This window comes from Arsenophonus nasoniae DSM 15247, from assembly GCF_000429565.1.
Taxonomy (GTDB): Bacteria; Pseudomonadota; Gammaproteobacteria; order Enterobacterales; family Enterobacteriaceae; genus Arsenophonus; species Arsenophonus nasoniae.
Genome location: NZ_AUCC01000039.1, coordinates 1 through 22,066, shown reverse-complemented (window position 1 = coordinate 22,066; position 22,066 = coordinate 1). Strand labels below are relative to the sequence as shown.

Genomic DNA, 22,066 nt, shown 5'->3' with positions numbered 1-22,066 from the left:
TATTTTGCATAATTGTTAATTTGATCACTTTCTATTAGCTATAAAACAGGCGAGTTGTATCGTTTTTTATTTGTAACTAATAATTATTTTCTGTAAAAGGGGATGATTAATAATAATTAATTTTTTAATGTATAAATGGACTATTTATTCTGCTTTATTAATTTAGATTGAGCGGAATTAATTAGCACTTTTTTATTTTATTTAATAAATAATGAGAATAACGCTAAATAAAAGCGGTGAGTAAAGAAGTTATTTATCGATAAGAGGTATTGTTTAGTGCATCAACTTGCTATTTTCCACCAAAAAGTATCATCACTTTTTAATCATATTGGCCTTGAGCCAATAGAAAAAACATCCAAACAGGAAGCGTTTAGTTTAACTATTGATAATAATTTTCGTTTTTATCTAGGGTTAATCAACCAGTTTGATTGGTATATTTTTACTGATTTAGGTCATATAAATGAATTAACGCAAAAAAATATTACCCTGTTATCTTTATTGCATTTTAATAATTTGACCCAGCTACGTTGGCAACCCGTTGCCGTACTTAATCAAGAACAACATCTTATATTATGGGTAAGACTGCCTTTATATGAGATCAACGAGTATGAACTTGTTGATATTTTTGAATTATTACTTGAAAAATCAGAACAATGTGTAGCTGAAAAAATAATAGTTTAACTTAAAGTAAGGGGTTTTATCATGCCTAATATTTCACCGATTTATAGTAATATAACACCAAATATCAATTATGCCTCAGATGAGGCATCGAGCGGCCAAGCTGGGACACAAAAAACTAATTATCAAGGACGTAATATTGTAAAAGACAGCGAATCGACGTCTGTTTTATTACGGAACAAGCCTCATCTTAATACTGAAACGGATCCAGACAGTAATAAAACTCGACGTCATGGTGGTCTTAATTTTCAGATTGATGAAACACCACCTGAACTTGCACCAAAACCTACTGTGGTGAAAAATAAGTTAATCGAGCCTCCGCAGCTTTCTCGTCAACCAACGTTAGGCACAAAAGACACTCTGGATATACCAGCACAAAATAAATTGCGACCTGGTGAAGTTAATACATTAATGTCATCGACGTCGGTAAGCACAATTAACAATGATACTGGCAATCTCGCTAGCAAAAAAAATGATAAACCTTTGTTGGCTAAAGCAACTCGAGTTGAAGCGCCGGATGGTAAGATAATACCCGCTAATCGTGTGCAAATTGGCAACAAAAATGTGGCAATGATTAGTGAATATCCTAAAGCAGAATATTTAGAAAGTTATTTTAAAATGCTAGCTGATAATCAAACGCCAATACTGGTTGTATTGGCATCAAATAAGGGCATTGCGGCGGAAGGTTTACCTGAATATTTTAAGCAAAATGGCCAGTATGGCAGTGTATCAGTTCAGGTGGAACAGAATAAGAAAGATCAATCTGTAAGTAAATTTTGCTGTGATATGTATCAAATAAAAATTACCCAAGGTAACCATGCATATGAACTGCCTGTTATGCATATTAATAATTGGCTAGGAAAAAATAGTATCGATAATGAAGGTTTAAAAACTATCGCTGATTGTATTAATCTAGCCAGTCAAGAACATTCGACCGAGCTTTACCAAAAAAATAGTCAAGCAATATATGATCCCAATAAAGTATTACCTGTAATACACGGTAATAAAGGATATGAGCGCTCCGCTTTTTTGGTTGCTGCAACTGAAGTAGCTAAACCTAATAATAAATTGAGTGTAGAAGAAATTGTCAGTGAAATAAAAAATTCCACTAGCGCAAAAATATTAAATCAAGAAACACAGCTACAGTTACTCAAGCAATTTGAAAAAGTAGCGGGCAATTACACTAGAGAGAAAAGATCCTCGGCTAGGATGGATGAAGATACCGTTAAATCAGAAAATACGATTGATACAGATACGCTACCGGCAAAATTAAAACGTATGTTAAGTGACCCAGAGGTACCTGCCGTGGCATTACCGCTACGTACATTGTCGGTAGAGGAGCAACAACAAGCCGCTATATTAGCTAAAGATTTATTTCAACGCTTAAAGGACGAATTTAGTGATGCCAATATAGACAAATCACAATATATTCAGAAGATTGAGAATCAACGATTTGGCAATATCTGGACCGCACAAGAAACGGCGGTGACCGCCCCAAATGGTCAGCTGCTAGCCGCTAATCGGGTACAAATAGCGGGTCAAAATGTTGCTATTACTTGCCAATATCCAAAACCTGCATCACTGCAGGATTATTTTAAGATGTTGGTGGCTAATCGGACACCTGCATTAGTTGTATTGGCATCAGACAAAGATATTAATCCAGAAAAAGGCGTGGGATTACCCGAATATTTTAGACAAGACAACCAATATGGTGATGTTTCCGTGACGGTAATTGATAAAGGTGAGGGTAAACTGGCTGACGAATTGGATTATCATGACTATTTATTGCATGTCACCGATCAAAGTCAAAATATTAAAGTCACTATCCCTGTTATTCATGTTTCTAATTGGCCGGATCTAACGGCTTCAGGTAATGAAGGATTAAAAGAATTAGCAGAGCATGTTAATGTAGTTGTCGATAAAAAAATTAATTTTTATAAGGAAAAGGGAAGCAGCGCGATAAATGATGAAAATAAATTATTACCAGTAATGCATTGTCGAGCTGGCGTTGGGCGTACCGGTCAACTACTTGCCACCATGGAATTATTAAAATCAGAAAGTCAACAAAGTTTAGAGAGTATTGTTAGAGATATGCGTACGACACGTGATGGGAAAATGGTTCAAATATCTGCGCAAATGCAAACACTGGCTGTGTTAGCTGAACAATTAAATAAACCAATAACCGATAATAAGTTGCAAGCATGATTTTAGGTTATTGATTTAATTTATTAAAGCAATAATAGTTGCCTGTACATATGCTGTTGCTGGTTTTTTACTCTCCTCCAATAGCGGTTAAGTACAGGCCTATTTTTTGTTGCCAACTGCATTTTCTGTATAAATTAAATGTGGTAATTTATTGATAATATTATGGTAAAGATGTTCGATAAAATAAATCGTTCTATTCTAATAAACTCAACGTCTATTTCATCCACGCTTTTTGTGCTTTAGTGGTCTAAAATTCATTATCCTAACCAACCTTGTCGTTGTTATTGACCATGTGACAGGCCATTTTTAACTTCCCTCAAGCCATCACGGTAGGTTATGGTCATTAATTTTATGTAAATAAAATATTAAACCATGCTAAAACAACCAATTAACATCAAGTAATTGATTGATGAAATATTATTTTGTTAATTAATATGATCGTTTTTTGTTTTTATCTGTAAATTGTTTCAAATATGATTTATTTGTTAAATTTTTACATGGAATTAATAATGATAATCATAAATCACGCTTTCACATCGCCAATCTGGATGACATCGACATTAGACAATAAAAAAGAGATCGAAACGAAATTAAATCAAGCAAATGCAGCGGGGTATCCGGTACATTTAATAGATAATGAGCAAGAAGAGAAAGGAAAATCATTAACTTGGTGGCCAAATAATAATGATAGCGCTATTTTTAATAATCAATCTTTTGATAATCAAAAAATCAACTTATCAATAACAATTAACGAATTTTATAATATTGCCCATGATGAACAAAATCGACTTTTACGTTTACTGTTAATTAAAGAGGGCATAATCAATCATGATAAAAAGGCTATACCAGCAGGTGAACTTGTTAATCATGTTATTAATTATGTTGCACGCTGTAAAAATGATAATAGCAAAATATCTGAACTTGCCCGATTACTGTTAAAACCGCTTGGTCAATATGGATCTGGTCAGAACGAGCAAATCACAGCTATCCATAGCCAAACCGTTATTGCTAATTGGTTACAGCAAGCGGTATTTAATACGTCTGCTGATAGTTGGTTGTTAAAAAAAATTTGTGATATCAAATTACAGCAGCATTCTCTATTCCATCATGACAATTTGAAACAAGGAGTATTCAATCAACTCAATAGCCACATTGAAGTTAACCAACTGTCTGCTAATGTTGGTGATTATTATCAACAACAGGTATTAAGCCACATTATGCCAACATTGTTTTTGCAGCCGAAAAATTCTTATGATCAGCAAAGATTGCAAAACATGGTGATTAATCAGCCGGAATGGGGATATCTGCATGCAGGAACAGCATTATTAAGCGAAAGTGGTGCTGATTTTAATAGCATGAGCCTGGATCAGATTATTAATATCGGTATGTGGCTAGAAACTATGTTGTTAGAGGAAAAACTACCTGTTGAATATATTCAATATTTCAAATTACCCGCCTTGATCCATAGTGTATTAAAAAATAACTATCAACAAATCACACATGAGATTGATAAAGTGAAAATGCTCTCGATTTATCATATTTACTTTGACCATCTAACGCAGCATAGTAAAAATAACCCTTTTGTCCAATGGGTTCAACGTGTTAATAATTGGAAAAGTCGGCAGGAATTGGCTCGCCAACAATTAATAGAGCATAACGTTGAGCAGACATGGTTAAATAACTATTTGTATAAAAATAGCGATGTTAAATATCATGACAGACAGGGTAACGCAGTAGTATTACCCAATATAGATAAGGTTTTTAATAATCAAAATCAACAGCTGGCAGATATTTTTAAGCAAACGGAGTTGACACTTTTACCTCAGGTTTTTAACGCTTTCAGTGAAGCAGAACAGCAATTTATTCAACAAGCTCAAATTTATCTAGTAAAAGCTGAATTTAATGCTCAGGGCAGTGTAAGGAGCGCACCACTTCCGCCACCAGCAAGGCTAGGAATGGTGGCTTCTGGTGCATTAATTACCCGTGTTCCTGATTCAATTGATATGCTTAAATGTATTTTTAATGGAGAAGAACGTATTTATGCATTGCAAAAGCAAGCCAATACCGAAATAGGGCGTTATCAGCTATATCGGGTCGATTATGATAAAAAAGCCATCCTGGATCTGTTTCCTCACGATCATAAAATTCGTGACGATGATGATTACCAATTAAGACTGCATGTTGATTCTTTGCTAAAACAGGCGGATGAGAAACCACAAGTTTTACTCAGTAGCTTATCGACATTACATCGCAATAGGCTAGCTGAAAAATTGCAACAGGAAGGTTATCAGCCCACTATCCAGCAAAAAGTTGACACTTTTTTCTTACATCTTATTCCTTTCTATACCACAATCACTGAAGTGCGAAAAGGTAATACCGGCCAAGCGGTTGGCGCTGCCTTATTTGATGTTAGCGGTTTTTTCCCTTTTCTCGCCAAAGCGGCTCATATTAGCAATCGATTTAGTATTGCGGTAGGGGAAGCAGCCGTTAATGGTCTTCAAACCGCATTAAAGCAGGCGACACTCCGCCAGGCATTACATCAAGGTGCTAAGCAATTACTTAAATCGGGTATTCCTCATGTAACAAATAGTTTGCCTGCCAATCTTTTTGCTGAATTAGGCACTGCTTTTTTGCGTAGTGCCGATCCAGGATTTGAGTTGTTGGCATCGGGTGGCTTAAAAGGGATTCATGCTTTAAAAAAAGTGGCAAAGCAGAGCCAACAGCAATTGAGTGGATTAACTCAATTAGTCGAAGCGCTGGAAAAAAAAGCAAATGATTTCCCAGTGGCTCATAGTGAGCGATTTAAAATAGAAACCGCTTACCACCCTGCACAGTTAAAAGAAGTACCAGTCACAAAGATTGGTCGGCAATCGGGTAAAGATATTTACGTACAGGTCTATCCAGAAACTGGGCAGCCATTTGGCAGGAAGTATTTGCGTGATACTGCAGGTAATTTGGCGTTAGCACCGGTTCCAATAGGAGAAAGACTCTATCAACTAAAAATCCAAGGGTTGGGGGGTAAGGGCGCAAAAATGGGTGCTAAAAAATTAGCAGCTCAATCAAATACAGTTCAGTTAGAGCAAATATCTTTGAATGAATTGAAAGAGTTATTACTAATACAACAAGAAAATACGATTATCGATTTATCCAGCAAGAATTTGCATAATATCGATTTTTCCACGCTTTTTGCTGAAAAAATCGATCTCACTTTCGTTAATTTTTCCGATGCTAACTTATCCGGCAGCAACCTATCAAACCTTAATCTAACTAACGCGACGCTACATAAAGCTTCTTTAAATGGCGCTATTTTGCATCGCGTCAACTTAAATAATGCTAATTTAATAAGCGTTGATCTCTATAGGGCGATTTTAAATGATGCGAAGTTAAATAATGCAAACTTGTTAAGAGCGAATTTAAAAGAAACTAATCTGGTGAATGCTGATTTAATCAATGCTGACTTAACTCAAGCGACTTTGAGCCATACTAATTTGATGCATGCTAATTTGGCCCATGCAGATTTGACTCAAACTGATTTAAGCCATGCTAATTTGCAACAAGTATCTATTCATGGTACTAACTTCTCTGGCGCTATTTTAGATAATACGATTGATAATTTTACCCTTTCTTTGCCTAGTAAATGGAATGAGCATAATCTAGAGTTTGAGCTTAATCATTTTAATCCTCAAGGGAGAAGCATTCTAACCAGTATCGATAGTATTGATGATAAATATAGCCAACTAAAAACCAAATTGGCGTTGCAAGTCATTCATTCTCTAGAGCACTCTACCGTTAATCTTACCAATGTGACGCCATCACTATTGGATATTTTTAGCAAAGCGCTATTTATAAAAAATCCAGAAATCAATAATTTTGTCGATAAACTAATAGAAAATTATTTAAAAAAACCTTCATTGCAATTAATTAATAAGCTAGAAGCGCATCCAACAATGATCCCTGCGTTTCTCAATTATTTTGATCGGCAACCCTATCTGATGGAGTTAGCTAAATATAATGATGCTTTTATTCAAACGCTCATAGCGACCAGAACGCAAGGTGCGGATTCTATTAAGATCACCGCAAACAGCTTATATAAAAAATATTTGCATTTGCCTTACATTCAACAACAACTCCAACATGCGGAAATTAAAAGGCTGTTCGATGATCAGGCCGGTAATGGAGATTGGACAAAAAAGAGACTGCTAATTATCTGTTATTGTCGCCAACAAAAGCAGGAAGAGTATTAATTGTTTCTGAGAAGGAGCTCACTCAAATGTTACATCCCAATTTGCACACTAATTGGAATAATATTGCTCTTTTTCAGCATGGTAAGCGTTTATCTCCGACAGAATACAGTTTAAGCCAATGTTATAAGCAAGACTTTCCACTATTTTCCCATCTATTCCCCCATAATGGTTCTGACGCGTTAATGAAGAAAAGACCGATTAGTTTCAAGTCAGGGAAAATTGTACAAAAAGAAACGAATGGCGCTTTATATACTCGAGCCGCCCAATATATTGAATATAACAATGAATTATTTCGAGTAAAAAATCCTTTTTATAGTAATTATGTGGCAGCCGAAGAAGTGATTATGGGGGGGATTTTTAGTATGACAGGATTAGATGCTCCCAGAATGCTTTTGTGTAATGATTGCGATGATTTTTTTATTTTTAATAAGAAAACAAGAGGCGATTTTCAAGATGGCAAAAATTTATCCAGCTTTGCTTGTGTTGCCTCTCAAGTTGAACCAAGTTTCAAAGACTTAGGTGATTTTTTGCTAGATGAAAAAATGATGATTGAGATAATTAAAAAATCAGCAATAGAAGAACTTTTGTTAGATAGTTATATAAAAAAAAGCGTTGTTAAATATCAGTCTTTAAGAGAAATATTTAATAAGGCCGATTGTGAATTAACAAATATCCTGCAAAAATATCCTAATAAAAGCTATTTAGCTAAGCCTGATGTATTAGCTCAAATAAAAAATAAAAATTTAATAAAATTTACTATGTTAGAGGAAATGAATAAACTGCTACCGCAAAAATTGCGCGATGAACAACTAAAACATTTTTTCGTATCACGATTATTAAATAATTGGGATTATTTAAATTTTGCATTCTGTAATTTTGGCTATTTTATTGATAAGCGTATTCATCCGACAGAATTTAAAGGTATGACGGTAGATTTCGGTGGTTCTGGAACTTTGGGTTTTGGAGGGCTTGCTAAAAATGAAAGCTATCAACGAGCTATGCAGGGTGCTCGCCCAGAAAATCCATTGGCTTCGACTAGCCTATTTACGGAAAAAGATGCTAATTTTTCCAATAATCTGCCCGATTCATTAACAGGTATTAGCTCAGTTCCTCGTAGTCGTCCTTTATTATCAACAATTAGAGGACAAGTTGCGGTAGAAAATAATATTTTTGAAGCGAAAGATTTCAATAATTTCAACAAAGAGTTAATGCCTGCTTTAGAGGTGGCGTATCGGCTCCAGGTATTACCAGATCACGCAATAGAAGACTATCTTCATGAAAACTGGTTGATGGGAGAAAAGGATTTTCCTTATCGTGGTAAAGATAGCAAATACAATATCGATACTGCAAAAATCATAGCAATAATAAAAGATAGAAAACGATCTTTTATTCAATACTTTGGGCAAGATACAATTAAGCATTGGGAACAAAATAATATATTGCAAGCTGCAAAAATAAGAATTGAGATTGCTGATAGTCTGAAGCGTTTAATGAATAAAATATATACTATTCAACCCGTATCAGCGGCTAGCCAGACGGTTTAATCAACATGCATTAATTATAGCCAGTTTTAGTTCCCGACGGTTATAGACTTCTATAGAGTTTAACAAAAATGACAAGCTGCCAGGGGCAGTGCTGTGATTGCCCTGGTGGATAAATAAGGATAATTTATTATCCAGAATGCGACAAAACTAAGCAAGTTGGCTAAGATTTATGACACCTTTGCAGAAAATAGTAACAGAAATAGAACATCAAATTTTAATTAAATAAACTAATCTTCAATGGCAATTAAGTAATCATACATAATGTTGAAGTTATAATACTGCCTGGTTATAATTTTTTCAGTTTCATCTGTTGCTCAGGACGACCTGAGAAATAGCATTTTATTGGGGACGACCCCGAGTGATTAGGAGGAATGATGGCCTGGTTAGTTTTATTGATAGCCGGTTTACTTGAAATTGTTTGGGCAATAGGATTGAAATATACCCAAGGATTTACCCGATTAACCCCCAGTATTATCACTTTAGTAGCCATGTTGTTTAGTATAGGGTTATTAGCTTATGCAATGAAAACGCTGCCTGCCGGTACGGCATATGCTATTTGGACAGGTATTGGAGCGCTTGGCACGGCGACAATTGGGATTATTTTTCTTGGTGAATCGGCAAGTTTATTCCGCTTATTAAGCCTGGGACTAATTTTTGCTGGGATAATTGGTTTAAAACTGGCAAATTAAATTTTAAGCTATTCATTATAGATAAATTTCTATTTTGTTATGGCGGATTGATAAGGGGCGTGGATATTTATTTATGCCCCTATTATTTAGTGCTAAATTTCATTAGTTGTGGTCAATATTTCATTTTTTTTTAAATAAAAAATGAGCTTCATCAGCACAGATAAATTTATTCTATTTTAGGATCACTGAAAAGAAGGGCAATAAACGCTGTGTTTCCTCTGGAAAAAAAGCAAGTGGATTTTTTGTAATTTGTGGCAACCAAATTTTGTTAGCGTCAGGATTAATTGCTAATTTCTTAATTGAATCTTTGATTGATGATGATATTAAATTAAAAACTAGTGAATAAAACCCTACTGAATAACTAACTGTTTATTCTGTGTTTTTATTTACCAGTGGATTTAAATTGTAATAAATAAGTGGAAAAATCCGCAGTAACTCCTATAAGAATAATAGAGAACAACGTTCTCCACGCTTAATTAAGTTATATTAGGAGGTCTATTATGATTCGTCCATTAAGTTTATTTCCAGCTTTAACAAATGATTTGTATTCTGACAGATTTGATAAGATAGATAAGTTATTTAGTCACTTAACGGGTGTTAAGCCACTAGCATTGCCAAGTGAATCCTATAATTTAAAGAAAATTGATGATAGACATTATGAACTAATAATCAGTGTGCCAGGTTTCACTGAAAATGAATTAGATGTTTCGTTTTCTAATGGACAATTGTTTGTTGTTGGTGATCATAAAGAAGAAACACCAAAAAAAGGCGAATGGCTGCATCAAGGTATTTCTCATAGATCGTTCTCTGCCCAATATTCGTTAGGTAAAAATGCTAAAATTCAAAGTGCTGAATTATGTGATGGCTTACTTAAAATTCTTCTTGAATATGAGATCCCAAAAGATGAGAAGGTAAAAAAAATTGCGATTAAAAAAGCTAAGAAAAATGAGCCTAAAAAATTAAAAGCAACAAAAAAACCTTCAGTGCCTAAAAAAACAAAAACAGCTAAATAATTTGCTTAAAATTACACATTACTTAATTAACTTAAGCTGGAACAAATAAAAGCCTCGCTAATATTATGTTGAGGCTTTTATTTTTTTAATTGTTGCATTATTGGAATCAATATAAATTCTTTCTTTCAACACTAACAATTTTTTTTAGTAGTAAAATCTAATGTATTGTAAGTTACAAGCTTGTAATGAAAAATTCAGCGCTGAAATAATAAAATAAAAGTTTAGTAGGAAGTATATTATGAATAAAATTCTTGTTTTAAAATCCAGCATCATGGGAAATAATTCTCAAACAAATTCCTTGATTGATACTTTTCTGACGAAAAGACAATTAAAAGGATTACAAGATGAAGTTACAATCCGTGACTTAGCCACGCTTAATCTTCCGGTATTGGATAATGAACTGTTTAATTCGATGCGAGGAGCGACTAATTTCAGTGAAAAAGCCTTTAACGCTGTCGCCCTATCAGATAAATTGATAGCTGAATTAAAAGGGAGTGACATGGTTGTTATCGGAGCACCCATGTATAATTTGAATGTGCCAACCCAACTGAAAAATTGGTTTGATCTTGTTACTCGTGCAGGTGTTACATTTAAATATACTGAAACTTATCCGATGGGATTAGTTGAAGGTGTGCGTGCAGTTGTTGTCAGTTCTCGCGGTGGTATTCATTTGGGACAACCGACGGATGCAGTAACACCTTATCTGAAATCGGTTTTAGGATTGATTGGTATCACTGATGTGGAGTTTATTTATGCCGAAGGGATGGATATGAAACCGCATGGAAAAGAACAGGGAATTGCTAATGCTAATGCAAAAATGGCTAGTCTTATAGCCTAAGTATGATGATGTACTTACTGGCATGTAAAATACGAGTAAGTACAAATCTACTCAGTTTGGCGCCGCTATTTTTTCCATATAAGCGGGTAAATCATTAACTAGAGTATCAACAATGAGCCGAACTTTACGCGAAAGGTAAGGCGTTTTTGGCCATACCGCATAAATAGAAAAAGTTATTTCGCCTGCACGAGGCATAATTTCTTTCAGACGCCCATCGATCAGTTCTTTTCTAACTAACCAATCAGGGAGCCAGGCAATACCTGCATCTGAAATAATCGCGTCTTTTATTGCTTGCATATCATCCATCATTAATCTTGTTTTCGGTCTGAATTCGTATATACCACCGTTATCGTCTTTGAGTCGCCATTTTTGTATTCGATTTGAATGGCTATAAGCGACAGCGAAATGTTGCGCCAATTCTATAATTGTTTGTGGTTCACCCATCTGAGCAAGATATGAGGGAGAAGCGCAAATTGTCATACGGTGTTTGCCAATTTTTCTAGCGACAAGATTACTGCTATCAGGCAGTGTGCCAATATAAATTGATAAATCAATTCCTTCTTCGATAAGATCAATAATACGATCGTTAAATGACATTTCTAGTTCTAGTTTGGGGTACTGTTTTATTAAAGAAATGAGTAGTGGAGCGATACATAAATGACCAAATAAAACCGGCATGGAGAGTCTAAATTTGCCACAAGTTTCAAGCTTACCGCTATTGAGGATGTCTTCTATCTTTTCTATCTCATCGAGAGCACGTCGACAATATTCATAATATAGTGTTCCTTCCTCAGTTAAACTTTGTGTGCGGGTTGTCCTATGAAATAGGGTAATACCCAGTCTTGCTTCTAATTGAGCAATTTTTTTTGCTACCGATGAGCGCGTTAAATGTAATTTTTCTGCTGTTTGAGAGAAGCTGTTAGCTTCAGCAGCAGCAACAAATACCGGAAGACTATTTAGTACACTTTTCATTGGATTATTGCCATTCAAACATAAAATTATCTTTATAAATAATAGACAGAAACATTAATTGTTAGAAATAAAATAAGATTTAGTAAATTTAATGATGCTTAAAGCAGGATAAGATTTTTATTATGCTTAATTTGAATTAAATATTGTGGTAAATAGTGTTAAATATATTTAAACAGAAATAAAAAACTAATCCTTTGATTTAACAATTTATTTTAGCTAATAAAAAGTAATCCCCAACAACTAGACTATATTTAAAACTGTGCTTTTTATCAAGAATTCAAAAAGTTCGATTTTATAAAATGTTATTTTAATTTTAGGAATGATATTAATGATAAGTTTATCTCATATATCGGGTTTAGTATTAGGTGGATTGCTTGGTTTTATTATGCAACGAGGGCGTTTTTGTTTAGCCGGCGGATTAAGAGATTTCTATTTATTTCGTGATGGTGAAATGATAATTGCTATTTTAATCGTTATTTCTATTCAGAGTTTTGGGTTATTTGGCTTGCAAAGTCTAGGATTAGTCATACTCCCTTATGCCAAATTTTTATGGTTAGCAACCATTGTTGGTGGCATTCTATTTGGTAGTGGCATGGCATTAGCCGGATCTTGTTCTACGGGCGCCTATTATCGAACAGCTGAAGGTTTAGTTGGCAGTATCATTGCTGTTATTGGCTTTATCCTAGCCAGTTGGTTTGTCCGTTTACCGGTCAGTAAATCTTTTTTTTCACCGATTACTTCCCAGATATTAGATAGCGGAACAATTACGCAAACTTTTCATGTATCACCCTATGTTATTATGCTTATTTTAATATCACTAACAATCTATTTAACCATTAGACATATCAAACAGTGGAAACCTATCAATGCAGCAAAAATAACAGCAAAAAAGACAGGAATTAGCCATCTATTATTTGAAGCGCGTTGGCATCCATTTATTACGGCAATGTTAGTAGGAATCATTGCGTTATTAGCCTGGCCGGCAAGTTTATCTGCTGGTCGGATTGGCGGGCTTGGTATTAGCGGACCCAGCGCGCAATTATTTTCATTGTTGATTCACGGGAATTTAAAATTTTTTGACTGGGCCGGCTATTTATTAATCGGGATTTTGTTGGGTTCGTTTATTGCCGCAAAGGGAAGTCAAGAGTTCAGATTTAGAAATCCAGGTTTGGCCACAATGGTAAAAAATTTTATTGGTGGTTTATTAATGGGCATGGGTAGCGGTTTGGCGGGTGGCTGCATGTTAGGTAATACATTGGTTAATACCGCTTGGTTTGCATGGCAAGGTTGGGTGTTTATTCCTTGTATTATTTTTGGTAGTTGGCTCACTAGCTATTTTACTATCATCCGTCCATGGCAAATAAAATCATAGAGGTTATCACATATGAGTGAAATTCAATTAGATACCAGGGGAAAGTTATGCCCATATCCATTGATTCAAGTGCAAAAAGCGATAGAGTTAATGATAAACGGTGATATTTTAATTATTAAATACGATTGTGCCCAAGCGACAGAAAATATTCCGAAGTGGGCTGCTAAGTCAGGTCATGAAGTGATTGATTTTCAACAAACTGGCAACGCCCAATGGCAAATTAGCATTAAAAAAGGTAAATAAGTTAATTCGATTGAATGAATAGGGGTATTCAATACAAACTTCAGGTTGGCAAGATAGAAAGCTTAGTAAGTTAAGTCATGCTATTGATTAACAATCCGCCTAGGAACGAACGAACTCCTTCCCTGGCATGGATTTCCCTACACTCAATTTTGGGGATTTCGGTTTATAGTAACCCGCTTAATTGTCCCCTTTATTGAGACAGAGTCTGTCGCATTGGAGCTGGGATAACATTTTTTATTATGGGGCAGGCTGCAATCAGGAACAGCAGTTGTTGGTGATATTGGATTTGAACTTTCAGTCGCGTTACTCTGCTCTTCTGTTGGCTCTACATCGGTAATTTGGCTGGATATTGACACTGTGCTCATTGAGATAGCACTGGTGCCAAGCAGAATTATGAAAATAAATAATTTAGATAATAGTTTCATTACGGTTTTCTCCTCATTTAATAAGAATGATAATTATTATTAAATAATAGGTCAATATTTGACCATTGCAATGAATTATCTAAGTGATTTTTTAATAATAATATTTTATAGCTTGATTGCTATTATATCGGCTTATTTTGCTGTACCGACAATAAAAATGTAAAATATCTCACTGTAAAAATTATCTTCTAATAATTTTGTGTTGAATTAAGAGTATTTGCATTGCTTGGTTGAATTATATTTTCATCTAATTTAATCATGATATTATTTGTTTTTTTCATTTAAAAATTAGATAGTTAAACATAAGTATTTGTATATTAATTATAACTATATAAAGTTAAGCAGCGTTTTCTAATTAATCTAAAATGAGATTTATTTTACTAGTAGATTGTAATTTTAAGATACTTATATAATTTATGAGCAGTGGGTTAAGTATGATAACAGGCTAAGTACTTTATGATTTTAATCCAAAAACTATTAATAACAAAAAAGTAATTATGCTTTAACAATGATCTGTTGCATCAAATTGAGATCATTAATATTTATTTTTGCTTTTATTAATTATTATTGAAAAAAATACCTCTTTATTAATTTTAATGAAGAGGTATTAATTAATTAAACGCTTTATTTGTATTGCAAGATTATGCCTTACAATAAGCCTTTTGCAACATCTGCTTTTTCTAACTCTTCTGTTATTTCTGCATGATCAGTTACTGTTGAAGCGGTACTTGTAGCCGCTCCTATAGCGGTCTTGGCAGTCTCTACACCTGTCTTAATAACATCAGCGCCAGTATCAGCGGCTTTATTCACAACATCAGCACCAGTATCAGTAGCTTTCTTCACAAAATCAGCGCCAGTATCAGCGGCTTTATTCACAACATCAGCGCCAGTATCAGTAGCTTTATTGACAAAATCAGCACCAGTATCAGTGGCTTTATTGACAAAATCAGCACCAGTATTAGTAGCTGTATTTACAGCATCAGCACCAGTATTAGCCACATTTTCTGATGTTTCTAAAACTTTATCTAAGCCAGAGATAGGGAGACCTAAACCGCCTATTGGGCTAGCCATAGCTGACATATAACCAAATGTTAATACAGAAGCGATAGCAACGAGTTTTGTAAATGATTTCATTAGTCACCTCAATTAATAGTTATGTAACGATATTAATAATAGATGCTTATTTTAACCTTTCAATAACATTTTTTTAACTTAAGCTGATTTCTACGCAGTAGTGTCATTAATAAAGTAACTACAACTATTATAAAAAAGTGTTTTTTATCGATACATTTTGGATGACAGTATTATTTTTCTAAAAGATACAATCATATTTGTAATAATCTGATTTTTAGCTTTACGATAGCAAGTTGCATATGAAAAAAGTTTAGTCAGTAGCAATTGCTATATAAGGAACAATAACTTATTGATGATCTTGATGATATAGTGTCCACTCTTCGATACTAACACCGTTAGCGAGGTGGCAATAACCGACTTCGCCTTTAGTTGTCTTGACAATGTTAATTTTTCCCCCTTTTTTAATACAATAAACTGAGGCAGGATTTGCCATGCCGATGGTTTTAGTGGGGGGCAATGATTCTGTTTGACTAGTACATCCGACAACATAAACATAGGTTATTAGTAATAGCATCTTTTTCATAGATTTTTTCTCAACCAGGTAGTGAACAAACAGACTAATTATAGTATATAAATTATTTTATTATTTTTAAATATAAAATATATTGATATTTTTTATGGTAAAAATAATTTAAATCGCTAGATTAAAGAATCAATTTTATATTTGTGTTAATTGTTTTTCTTATAAATTATTTTTATTTAATTGAAAAATAAATTAATTTTAGATAAAGTTTTGTTTTTTTATTAAAAGTAACTTGCGCATCACTACACGAAATATAATATAAAATTTACATTAAATTTTTATATTGCTGTATATGACTTTAAATTTTTGTATATTATTAAATAAACTTAATCAACATTATAAAATAAAAGGATATTTATGAATAATAATCAATTATTTTCAACAGGTGTTATTTTTTATAAAGGAAAAAATTATACTGGTGATGGTTTTTTATATAGAGAATCTAATCAAGAGTATCGCCTTTCTACAGAACTGAATGATAAATTTAATTCTGTCAGAGTTGGTAGACTTTCACAAGTTCAAGGATGGAAGGATTATGCAGCTAATAACGCCCCTGGTAACATAACAAAAACTTGGCAATACGATACACCAGATCTATCAGAGATAGCAGGCTTATCAAGATTTACCGTATTTCCTAAGTATACCGATATATTAGCGATACAACTTAACAATAATACAGGTAACAATAATATATTTTATCAGCTTGTATTTAATATTTCTTTTGTATGTAATCCAATATATATTAAAGCAAATACAGATTATGAATGTATTGGTACCTTTCCACAAGATGGCAATTTGTATAATGCTAATATTTCTATTATTAGTAACCAGAATAGACCAGCTATTCGTGGGCAAGTAAGTTTTAAATATAATATGTCGACTAGTGAAATTGAGATAATGACATGTAATCAAAATTTTCCACCAATTCTGTCATTTCAAAAAGCGGAAAGAAATAGATTTCAACTAAATATTAATAACAATTAATGTGATTTTTTCTCACGATAAATGAAATTATTTTGATCTGACAGAAATATTAATTGGTTATATAATATCTGTCAGATTAAATTTAATTTCTCAAAGCGAAAAAAGCTAACATAAAGATATATTAAAATTTATTAATGTTAACCTGCATTATATTAATACTTAAACCTGGCAGGTTCTTTATTGCCCATTTCTTTAAGAATAATATTGGTATATTCTACAACTGCACCTCTGGCATGATTATTATCCTCGTCAGGAAGCATTGTTAACGCATGAACGATTTCATGCATAAATGCGCGGATCAAACTAAACAGAGCATAATTACCATTTTCTTGTTGGTAATCCTCATTAAATTGCGAACAATTTGCAGGATCAGTAGTAAGGGATATAATTTTTTTACCATTTTCCGCTTTTATCTCTTCTGCAGTGACAGTGGTGCTAAAGGCATCTTGAGTTGATAGATACCATTTGTCACCATCGCAAAGATTGGTATCATAAGCATAATTAAATAATCGCCGAAAAGTTAGACTTTTTTCATAGGCTGAGGTCATGATAGTGGATAGTTCTTTGTGACATAACTGGTATTGGTTTTCATCGGATTCTGATTCAATTTTTTTATTTGATAAAAATAGTGATATGACCTGCTCCGATGGATGTAGTTTATCGCTATTGGTCGCAATCTTGTCATGCGATTTTCTTGCTGGGGAGGGATCCGTTGATTGTATTTTTAAATCGGGATATTTATCAGCTAAATCTTCATCGTTATTATTAGATGCTTGAGTATAGAGTGGAGAATAGGATATTTTATTATTAAAATCAATTGGTAACATATTTAAAATTAACTCTCTAACGTCAATTATGATTATTTCTCATTATTCTAATTCTATTAAGATTATTTTTTTTTGCTAATAAATTTCAATTTTTATTATAGTTGCGTAGGGTTTATAAATAAAAATATAACGCGCAATAATCAATAAACAGAGAGTTTATTTTCAAAGCTCTCTGTTTGTTTAATAAACTATAAAGTGATCGAAAATTTATTGGATGTACTTTACTGAAATAATTTTTTGTCAATTAATTAAATATAACAAGAGTGTACTTCTTTTATGGGCTTAGTATCATATCCTATATGCTGGATATAAATTATGGTTATATTATTTTTAGTTAATTTTTGCCTTAACTTGTTAAAAAAATTATTTTTAGATTTTATCGGTGGTTCAATAACCTTAAAATAGTTACCAGGTAGTGCGATAATTTCTTTTAACCCATTAAAGTCTTTTTTGTTAAATTTATTATTTTTGTCTTGAACAATAAGAGTATAAGCAGCAAAATTAACCTTACCAATGCGAAATTGTAGTTCTTCGCCAGCTTTATTAGCGATTGTTAATTGAAATATAATTTTCTTATCGTTTTGGCTACCACTTTGCATAGCGAAGTATTGTGCAATATTTCTATTTGAAGAAAAAAAAGCAAATGCATAATTTTGTAGGTAACCAGTATCTTGTATTTTTTGAAATTCGGCGCTGGGTATAGATAATCCTCTATATAATATAGACGCTGTTGTTGGGGAAAATTTTTCCATTTTTGTGGCGACAATACGAATTTCATTTTTAGCAATCGCTTCTTGTCTTTGCCAACCATTGTTTTTCGCCTGTTCAGGGTAGAGTGATGTGTTGCGTAAGGTACCATTAAGATCGTCCGGTGATTGAAATAATATTCTAATATTTTCTTGGTTGTAATTTCCGGTTGAAATATCTTTTTTTACTTGTCTATCTATTCGATTATCAGTCGAACTTTCAATAATAGGTTTTTCTTCTGATACAAAGTACTTAGGTAGAATATGGGTTTGCTCATCGGGATCTTTCGATGTTGCTGGGTTATTTTTAACTATGTTAAATGAATTTAGTCTGTCCATTATTTCTCCTGTGTCAGTATGTCATTTATGGTTTACTCTGTAGAGGGGATAGTACAATGCTGTAGTAACAGATCTCTTGGTAAAAGTAGGATTAGCTTTGTGACTTATGCTGTTGGTATAATTTATTACTAGCGGTAAAATAGATTATGTAATCGACAAATTTCTCGTTTGCGTAATAACTATTATTAAATGTTTCCGTCTGATTTATCTATTTTTCCATTTAAGCATTAAAAAGTGATTTGATAATTAAGTAGGAAAAGATGAAATAGATTTTATTTACTGTGACTAACAAAATAATTTAATAACACTTAATTTTGACAATTTATAAATAAAATAGTATGTGATTAAGTCATGGATATTAATAATATTACTACTTCATATAAAATATATCGATTTTTATTTTCTAGTGTTTTTATCAGCAAATGTAATAAAATTTCATTATATATATTTGCCTGATAATTAGGATATAAGGAAATAAACTTCTTTATATCCTTCAAACGAGTAATTTTAGATAAAATAGTTTTATTGTATAGTCTCCTCCCAGTACTGTTCAATACTATTTTCATCGGAATTAGCGCTTTTGACTAGAATTGTTTTATTATTTTCAGATAAGTAGCATTTAGTAAAATCGATATCAACCGAACAGGGTAAACCATTTTCTTTATTTATCCAATGTTTAATATCAACTTGAGCTTCAATTGTGTTCGAGATAAATATAATAAAAGAAAAGATAGTAAATTTTACAAGTAACTGTTTCATAATTTATCCTGTTCATTGTTATAGAAAACGATATTTAATAGTAGATCATTTTTAACTAAAGTAATAATATAATTATCCTGTAAATAAAATAATAATTTTTGATTTGATGATTGGAATAAAATAAAGCAAAATGAGCAATAATTAGTTTCGAAATAACAAATTTACTATAATGTTAAAATTATTTAGTAGATTATATCATTTTTAGCATAAAGAAATTATATAAGATATATTTGATTTGAATTTTTACGAATATTTTATCAAAAACACTAAATATTAATATATCTTTCTTATTAAAAAGGATTTTTTATGCAGAATAACACTAACCCTATGTTTAATAATAATAAATTTAAATTGGGTCTTTTTTCTATTAATTGCTCTGGTGGCCTAGCCATGACAACAGTAAAAGAAAGTTGGCTAAATTCCTGGGAAAATAATCTTAAAATAGCCCCACTTGCTGATGAGGCCGGGCTTGAATATTTATTAACATTAAGTCGCTGGATGGGATATGATGGAGAAACGCATTTTCATAGTAATGTTTTAGAATCAGTAAGTTGGCCTTCTACATTATTAGCTGCTACGCGGCGAATCGGGGTGATTTCCACTATCCATACTTCTTTGCATAATCCTGTTATTCTCGCAAAGCAGTTAGCGACGATGGATCATATAAGTGTTGGTCATGTTGGGTTAAATATGGTATGTGGCTGGAATAGACAGGAATATGAAGCATTAGGCGGAGAGTTATTTTTAGTCATCAAGATTGTTATCAACATGTTCAAGAATGGCTTGATATAATAAAAAAATTATGGCGAACCGAAACCGCTTTTGCTTGAAATAGGAAATTTTTTAAATTTAAAAAGTATATAGCGTTCCATTGCCATTACAAAAGAATATTCCTATTTTTAATAGGGCAGGTGCTACCTTTGGTAAAGATTTTGCTATTCGAAAGGTAAATTATTTATTTATGTTAACACTAGATTTAAATCAATTTGACAAGATATTATATCAATACAAAAGCAAGAAAAATTACAAAAGAGAAAAAAACCGTTTAATTTTATATCTTGATTCTTATGTTGTTTGTCGGCCAACGTATAAAGAAGCAGAAGAGTATCTTCATTATTATTAACAGCAAAATACAGATTGGGAAGCGGTAGATCATATTATTAAATTATTAGCAAACAATTCGAAAGTTGTTTTAATAGAAGAATTTAATTTGTATCGTTCTAAATTTCCAACCGATCATGGGGGTTATCCTTTGGTCGGGACACCGAATGACATTGTTAATGGAATAGAACAACTCTACAATCCAAGTTTATCAGGTACAGCTTTAACATTTGTTAATTATCGCGATGAATTTTCTTATTTTAGAGATTAAGTACTGCTACATTTAGAAAAATGTGGCTTAAGAGAACTTTTTGATTTGTAATGGAAAAATTTTTTATCTAAAACTGATATCATTTGTATCAAAAAATTAATAAATTTTTAATTCTAAATTTTATATATCTTTAATTAATAACTGCGTATTTTACTTTTTAGCTTTAAATTGTTTTTAATAAATGCTGGAGCACATCATAGATATGATTAATGCTACCAGCAAAATATTATTTAAACATTGACAAGTGTATCTTTCCAGTTTTTACTATCTAAAGTAATTCTTGCTATAGGATGCGGAGTATATTCTTGTGACGGCTGCCAGGTATTATGCTTATCATCTATTACTGGTTTAAAGATATATCCATAAATAAAACCATCTAGGTCAGTAGCCAAATAATTAATATCTGCATTAACAACTAATTCGACATCAAAGTAATTAACCTGCTTTGTCTCTTGTTCACATATTTCAATTAACTTCATTGTAATTCTCCTTAGATATATTATGCATAGGGTTTTATAAAAATTTTATTTTGGCTAAATAGGTTGTTTTGTATCTACCTTTATTGAACAGTAACTCTTTTTTATTACCAATATCACATTTATATATTATGTTTCTTGTTAGTTTTTTTTGTATAGTTTGAATTTGTTAACATAAAAAATAATCCATTTACTCAGTTTGATTTTGTAATGTTATTACATCGTAATGCCAATCAATATGATATTGATTCCATAATTTTTTAATTATATAAATCTTTTATTATTATTATATTCTATATTTATTAAAAGTTATTTTATAAGTTAATTTTTGAAAAAAATTATGATAAATATAATTTATTTTGTTAATAAATAGAGTTAAAATGTCAGTAATAGCCGTTAACCGTCATCGATAGGAGATATTTTATAGATAATAAACTGTTTTATATCATTTTTATTTCTTATCTCAGCATAGAATAGCTGTTTTCAGTCACCTATTATATTCCTTGTGTCATCAAATTTATGTACATATTGGTGTACATAAAATATTATATAAAAAAGACGCAAGGAGAAAAAAGATGGCGGTAAGTGATTCATGGTTAAGAGCGGTAAATGGTAAGCCACAAGCTAAAATGGTGACTAAATCAGACAGAGAGGGTTTATCAGTTCGCGTAACACCAAAAGGT

20 protein-coding genes and 1 pseudogene are annotated in these 22,066 nt (G+C 32.4%); 13 read left to right on the top strand and 8 right to left on the bottom strand.

Annotation, left to right across the window (positions count from 1 at the left end; translation table 11 throughout):
• Positions 1–276 precede the first annotated feature (276 nt).
• The 7 genes from G468_RS0110010 to G468_RS0109980 all read left to right on the top strand — a co-directional run bounded on the left by G468_RS0110010 (position 277) and on the right by G468_RS0109980 (position 11,211).
• Entirely contained in the window at positions 277–681 is a 405-nt protein-coding gene (locus tag G468_RS0110010) for a CesT family type III secretion system chaperone (protein ID WP_026823008.1), read from the top strand.
• Between the two features lie 21 nt (positions 682–702).
• Positions 703–2,883: a protein-tyrosine phosphatase family protein gene (locus tag G468_RS22460; RefSeq protein WP_051297038.1), complete on the top strand. Its 2,181-nt coding sequence runs from the start codon at positions 703–705 to the stop codon at positions 2,881–2,883.
• A gap of 509 nt (positions 2,884–3,392) precedes the next feature.
• On the top strand, positions 3,393–7,127 hold the full coding sequence (locus tag G468_RS22455) for a pentapeptide repeat-containing protein (protein WP_051297037.1): 3,735 nt from the start codon (positions 3,393–3,395) through the stop codon (positions 7,125–7,127).
• Positions 7,064–8,671 carry a hypothetical protein gene (locus tag G468_RS0109995; RefSeq protein WP_135678043.1) on the top strand — a complete coding sequence of 536 codons (1,608 nt, stop codon included), beginning with the start codon at positions 7,064–7,066 and terminating at the stop codon, positions 8,669–8,671. The genes G468_RS22455 and G468_RS0109995 overlap by 64 nt, the downstream gene beginning before the upstream one ends.
• Before the next feature lie 374 nt (positions 8,672–9,045).
• Positions 9,046–9,360 carry a quaternary ammonium compound efflux SMR transporter SugE gene (gene sugE, locus G468_RS0109990; RefSeq protein WP_026823006.1) on the top strand — a complete coding sequence of 105 codons (315 nt, stop codon included), beginning with the start codon at positions 9,046–9,048 and terminating at the stop codon, positions 9,358–9,360.
• Between the two features lie 500 nt (positions 9,361–9,860).
• On the top strand, positions 9,861–10,373 hold the full coding sequence (locus G468_RS20450; protein ID WP_071846875.1) for an Hsp20 family protein: 513 nt from the start codon (positions 9,861–9,863) through the stop codon (positions 10,371–10,373).
• Between the two features lie 238 nt (positions 10,374–10,611).
• The gene (locus G468_RS0109980; protein WP_026823005.1) at positions 10,612–11,211 is read left to right on the top strand and encodes an FMN-dependent NADH-azoreductase; all 600 of its coding nucleotides are present in this window, start codon (positions 10,612–10,614) and stop codon (positions 11,209–11,211) included.
• A 51-nt stretch (positions 11,212–11,262) separates the two neighbouring features.
• Here the strand turns inward: G468_RS0109980 and G468_RS0109975 are convergent, their stop codons facing one another.
• Positions 11,263–12,183, bottom strand: a complete 921-nt coding sequence (locus G468_RS0109975) for a LysR family transcriptional regulator (RefSeq protein ID WP_026823004.1) — start codon at positions 12,181–12,183, stop codon at positions 11,263–11,265.
• 328 nt (positions 12,184–12,511) lie between these two features.
• Between G468_RS0109975 and G468_RS0109970 the strand changes: the two genes are divergently transcribed.
• Both G468_RS0109970 and G468_RS0109965 read left to right on the top strand, forming a co-directional pair.
• Entirely contained in the window at positions 12,512–13,555 is a 1,044-nt protein-coding gene (locus G468_RS0109970) for a YeeE/YedE family protein (RefSeq protein WP_051297036.1), read from the top strand.
• Between the two features lie 12 nt (positions 13,556–13,567).
• Entirely contained in the window at positions 13,568–13,798 is a 231-nt protein-coding gene (locus tag G468_RS0109965) for a sulfurtransferase TusA family protein (protein WP_026823002.1), read from the top strand.
• 143 nt (positions 13,799–13,941) lie between these two features.
• Here the strand turns inward: G468_RS0109965 and G468_RS0109960 are convergent, their stop codons facing one another.
• The 3 genes from G468_RS0109960 to G468_RS0109950 form a co-directional block, all read right to left on the bottom strand.
• Positions 13,942–14,223 (bottom strand): hypothetical protein, encoded by a 282-nt coding sequence (locus G468_RS0109960; protein WP_026823001.1) that lies wholly within the window; start codon positions 14,221–14,223, stop codon positions 13,942–13,944.
• 648 nt (positions 14,224–14,871) lie between these two features.
• On the bottom strand, positions 14,872–15,357 hold the full coding sequence (locus tag G468_RS0109955; protein WP_026823000.1) for a hypothetical protein: 486 nt from the start codon (positions 15,355–15,357) through the stop codon (positions 14,872–14,874).
• 286 nt (positions 15,358–15,643) lie between these two features.
• On the bottom strand, positions 15,644–15,880 hold the full coding sequence (locus G468_RS0109950) for a putative hemolysin (RefSeq protein ID WP_026822999.1): 237 nt from the start codon (positions 15,878–15,880) through the stop codon (positions 15,644–15,646).
• Between the two features lie 357 nt (positions 15,881–16,237).
• On the opposite strand from G468_RS0109950, the gene G468_RS0109945 reads away from it, so the two are divergent.
• Positions 16,238–16,864 carry a beta/gamma crystallin domain-containing protein gene (locus G468_RS0109945; protein WP_026822998.1) on the top strand — a complete coding sequence of 209 codons (627 nt, stop codon included), beginning with the start codon at positions 16,238–16,240 and terminating at the stop codon, positions 16,862–16,864.
• Between the two features lie 152 nt (positions 16,865–17,016).
• Here the strand turns inward: G468_RS0109945 and G468_RS0109940 are convergent, their stop codons facing one another.
• From G468_RS0109940 to G468_RS0109930, 3 genes are all read right to left on the bottom strand, one after another.
• Positions 17,017–17,691, bottom strand: coding sequence for a PipA/GogA/GtgA family type III secretion system effector (locus G468_RS0109940; protein WP_026822997.1), 675 nt, complete (start codon positions 17,689–17,691; stop codon positions 17,017–17,019).
• Between the two features lie 248 nt (positions 17,692–17,939).
• Positions 17,940–18,776: a hypothetical protein gene (locus G468_RS0109935; protein ID WP_026822996.1), complete on the bottom strand. Its 837-nt coding sequence runs from the start codon at positions 18,774–18,776 to the stop codon at positions 17,940–17,942.
• Positions 18,777–19,298: 522 nt separating this feature from the next.
• Positions 19,299–19,535, bottom strand: a complete 237-nt coding sequence (locus tag G468_RS0109930) for a hypothetical protein (RefSeq protein ID WP_026822995.1) — start codon at positions 19,533–19,535, stop codon at positions 19,299–19,301.
• 306 nt (positions 19,536–19,841) lie between these two features.
• On the opposite strand from G468_RS0109930, the gene G468_RS24710 reads away from it, so the two are divergent.
• Together G468_RS24710 and G468_RS24705 are read left to right on the top strand one after the other, a co-directional pair.
• Complete coding sequence (locus tag G468_RS24710; protein ID WP_246067281.1) at positions 19,842–20,327, top strand: LLM class flavin-dependent oxidoreductase; 486 nt, start codon at positions 19,842–19,844, stop codon at positions 20,325–20,327.
• 79 nt (positions 20,328–20,406) lie between these two features.
• Entirely contained in the window at positions 20,407–20,658 is a 252-nt protein-coding gene (locus tag G468_RS24705) for a hypothetical protein (RefSeq protein ID WP_246067280.1), read from the top strand.
• A 479-nt stretch (positions 20,659–21,137) separates the two neighbouring features.
• On the opposite strand, the gene G468_RS0109920 is transcribed toward G468_RS24705, so the two are convergent.
• Positions 21,138–21,386 carry a hypothetical protein gene (locus G468_RS0109920; RefSeq protein WP_026822994.1) on the bottom strand — a complete coding sequence of 83 codons (249 nt, stop codon included), beginning with the start codon at positions 21,384–21,386 and terminating at the stop codon, positions 21,138–21,140.
• A gap of 572 nt (positions 21,387–21,958) precedes the next feature.
• On the opposite strand from G468_RS0109920, the pseudogene G468_RS24700 reads away from it, so the two are divergent.
• Positions 21,959–22,066: pseudogene (locus G468_RS24700) on the top strand (Arm DNA-binding domain-containing protein); the annotation flags it as partial.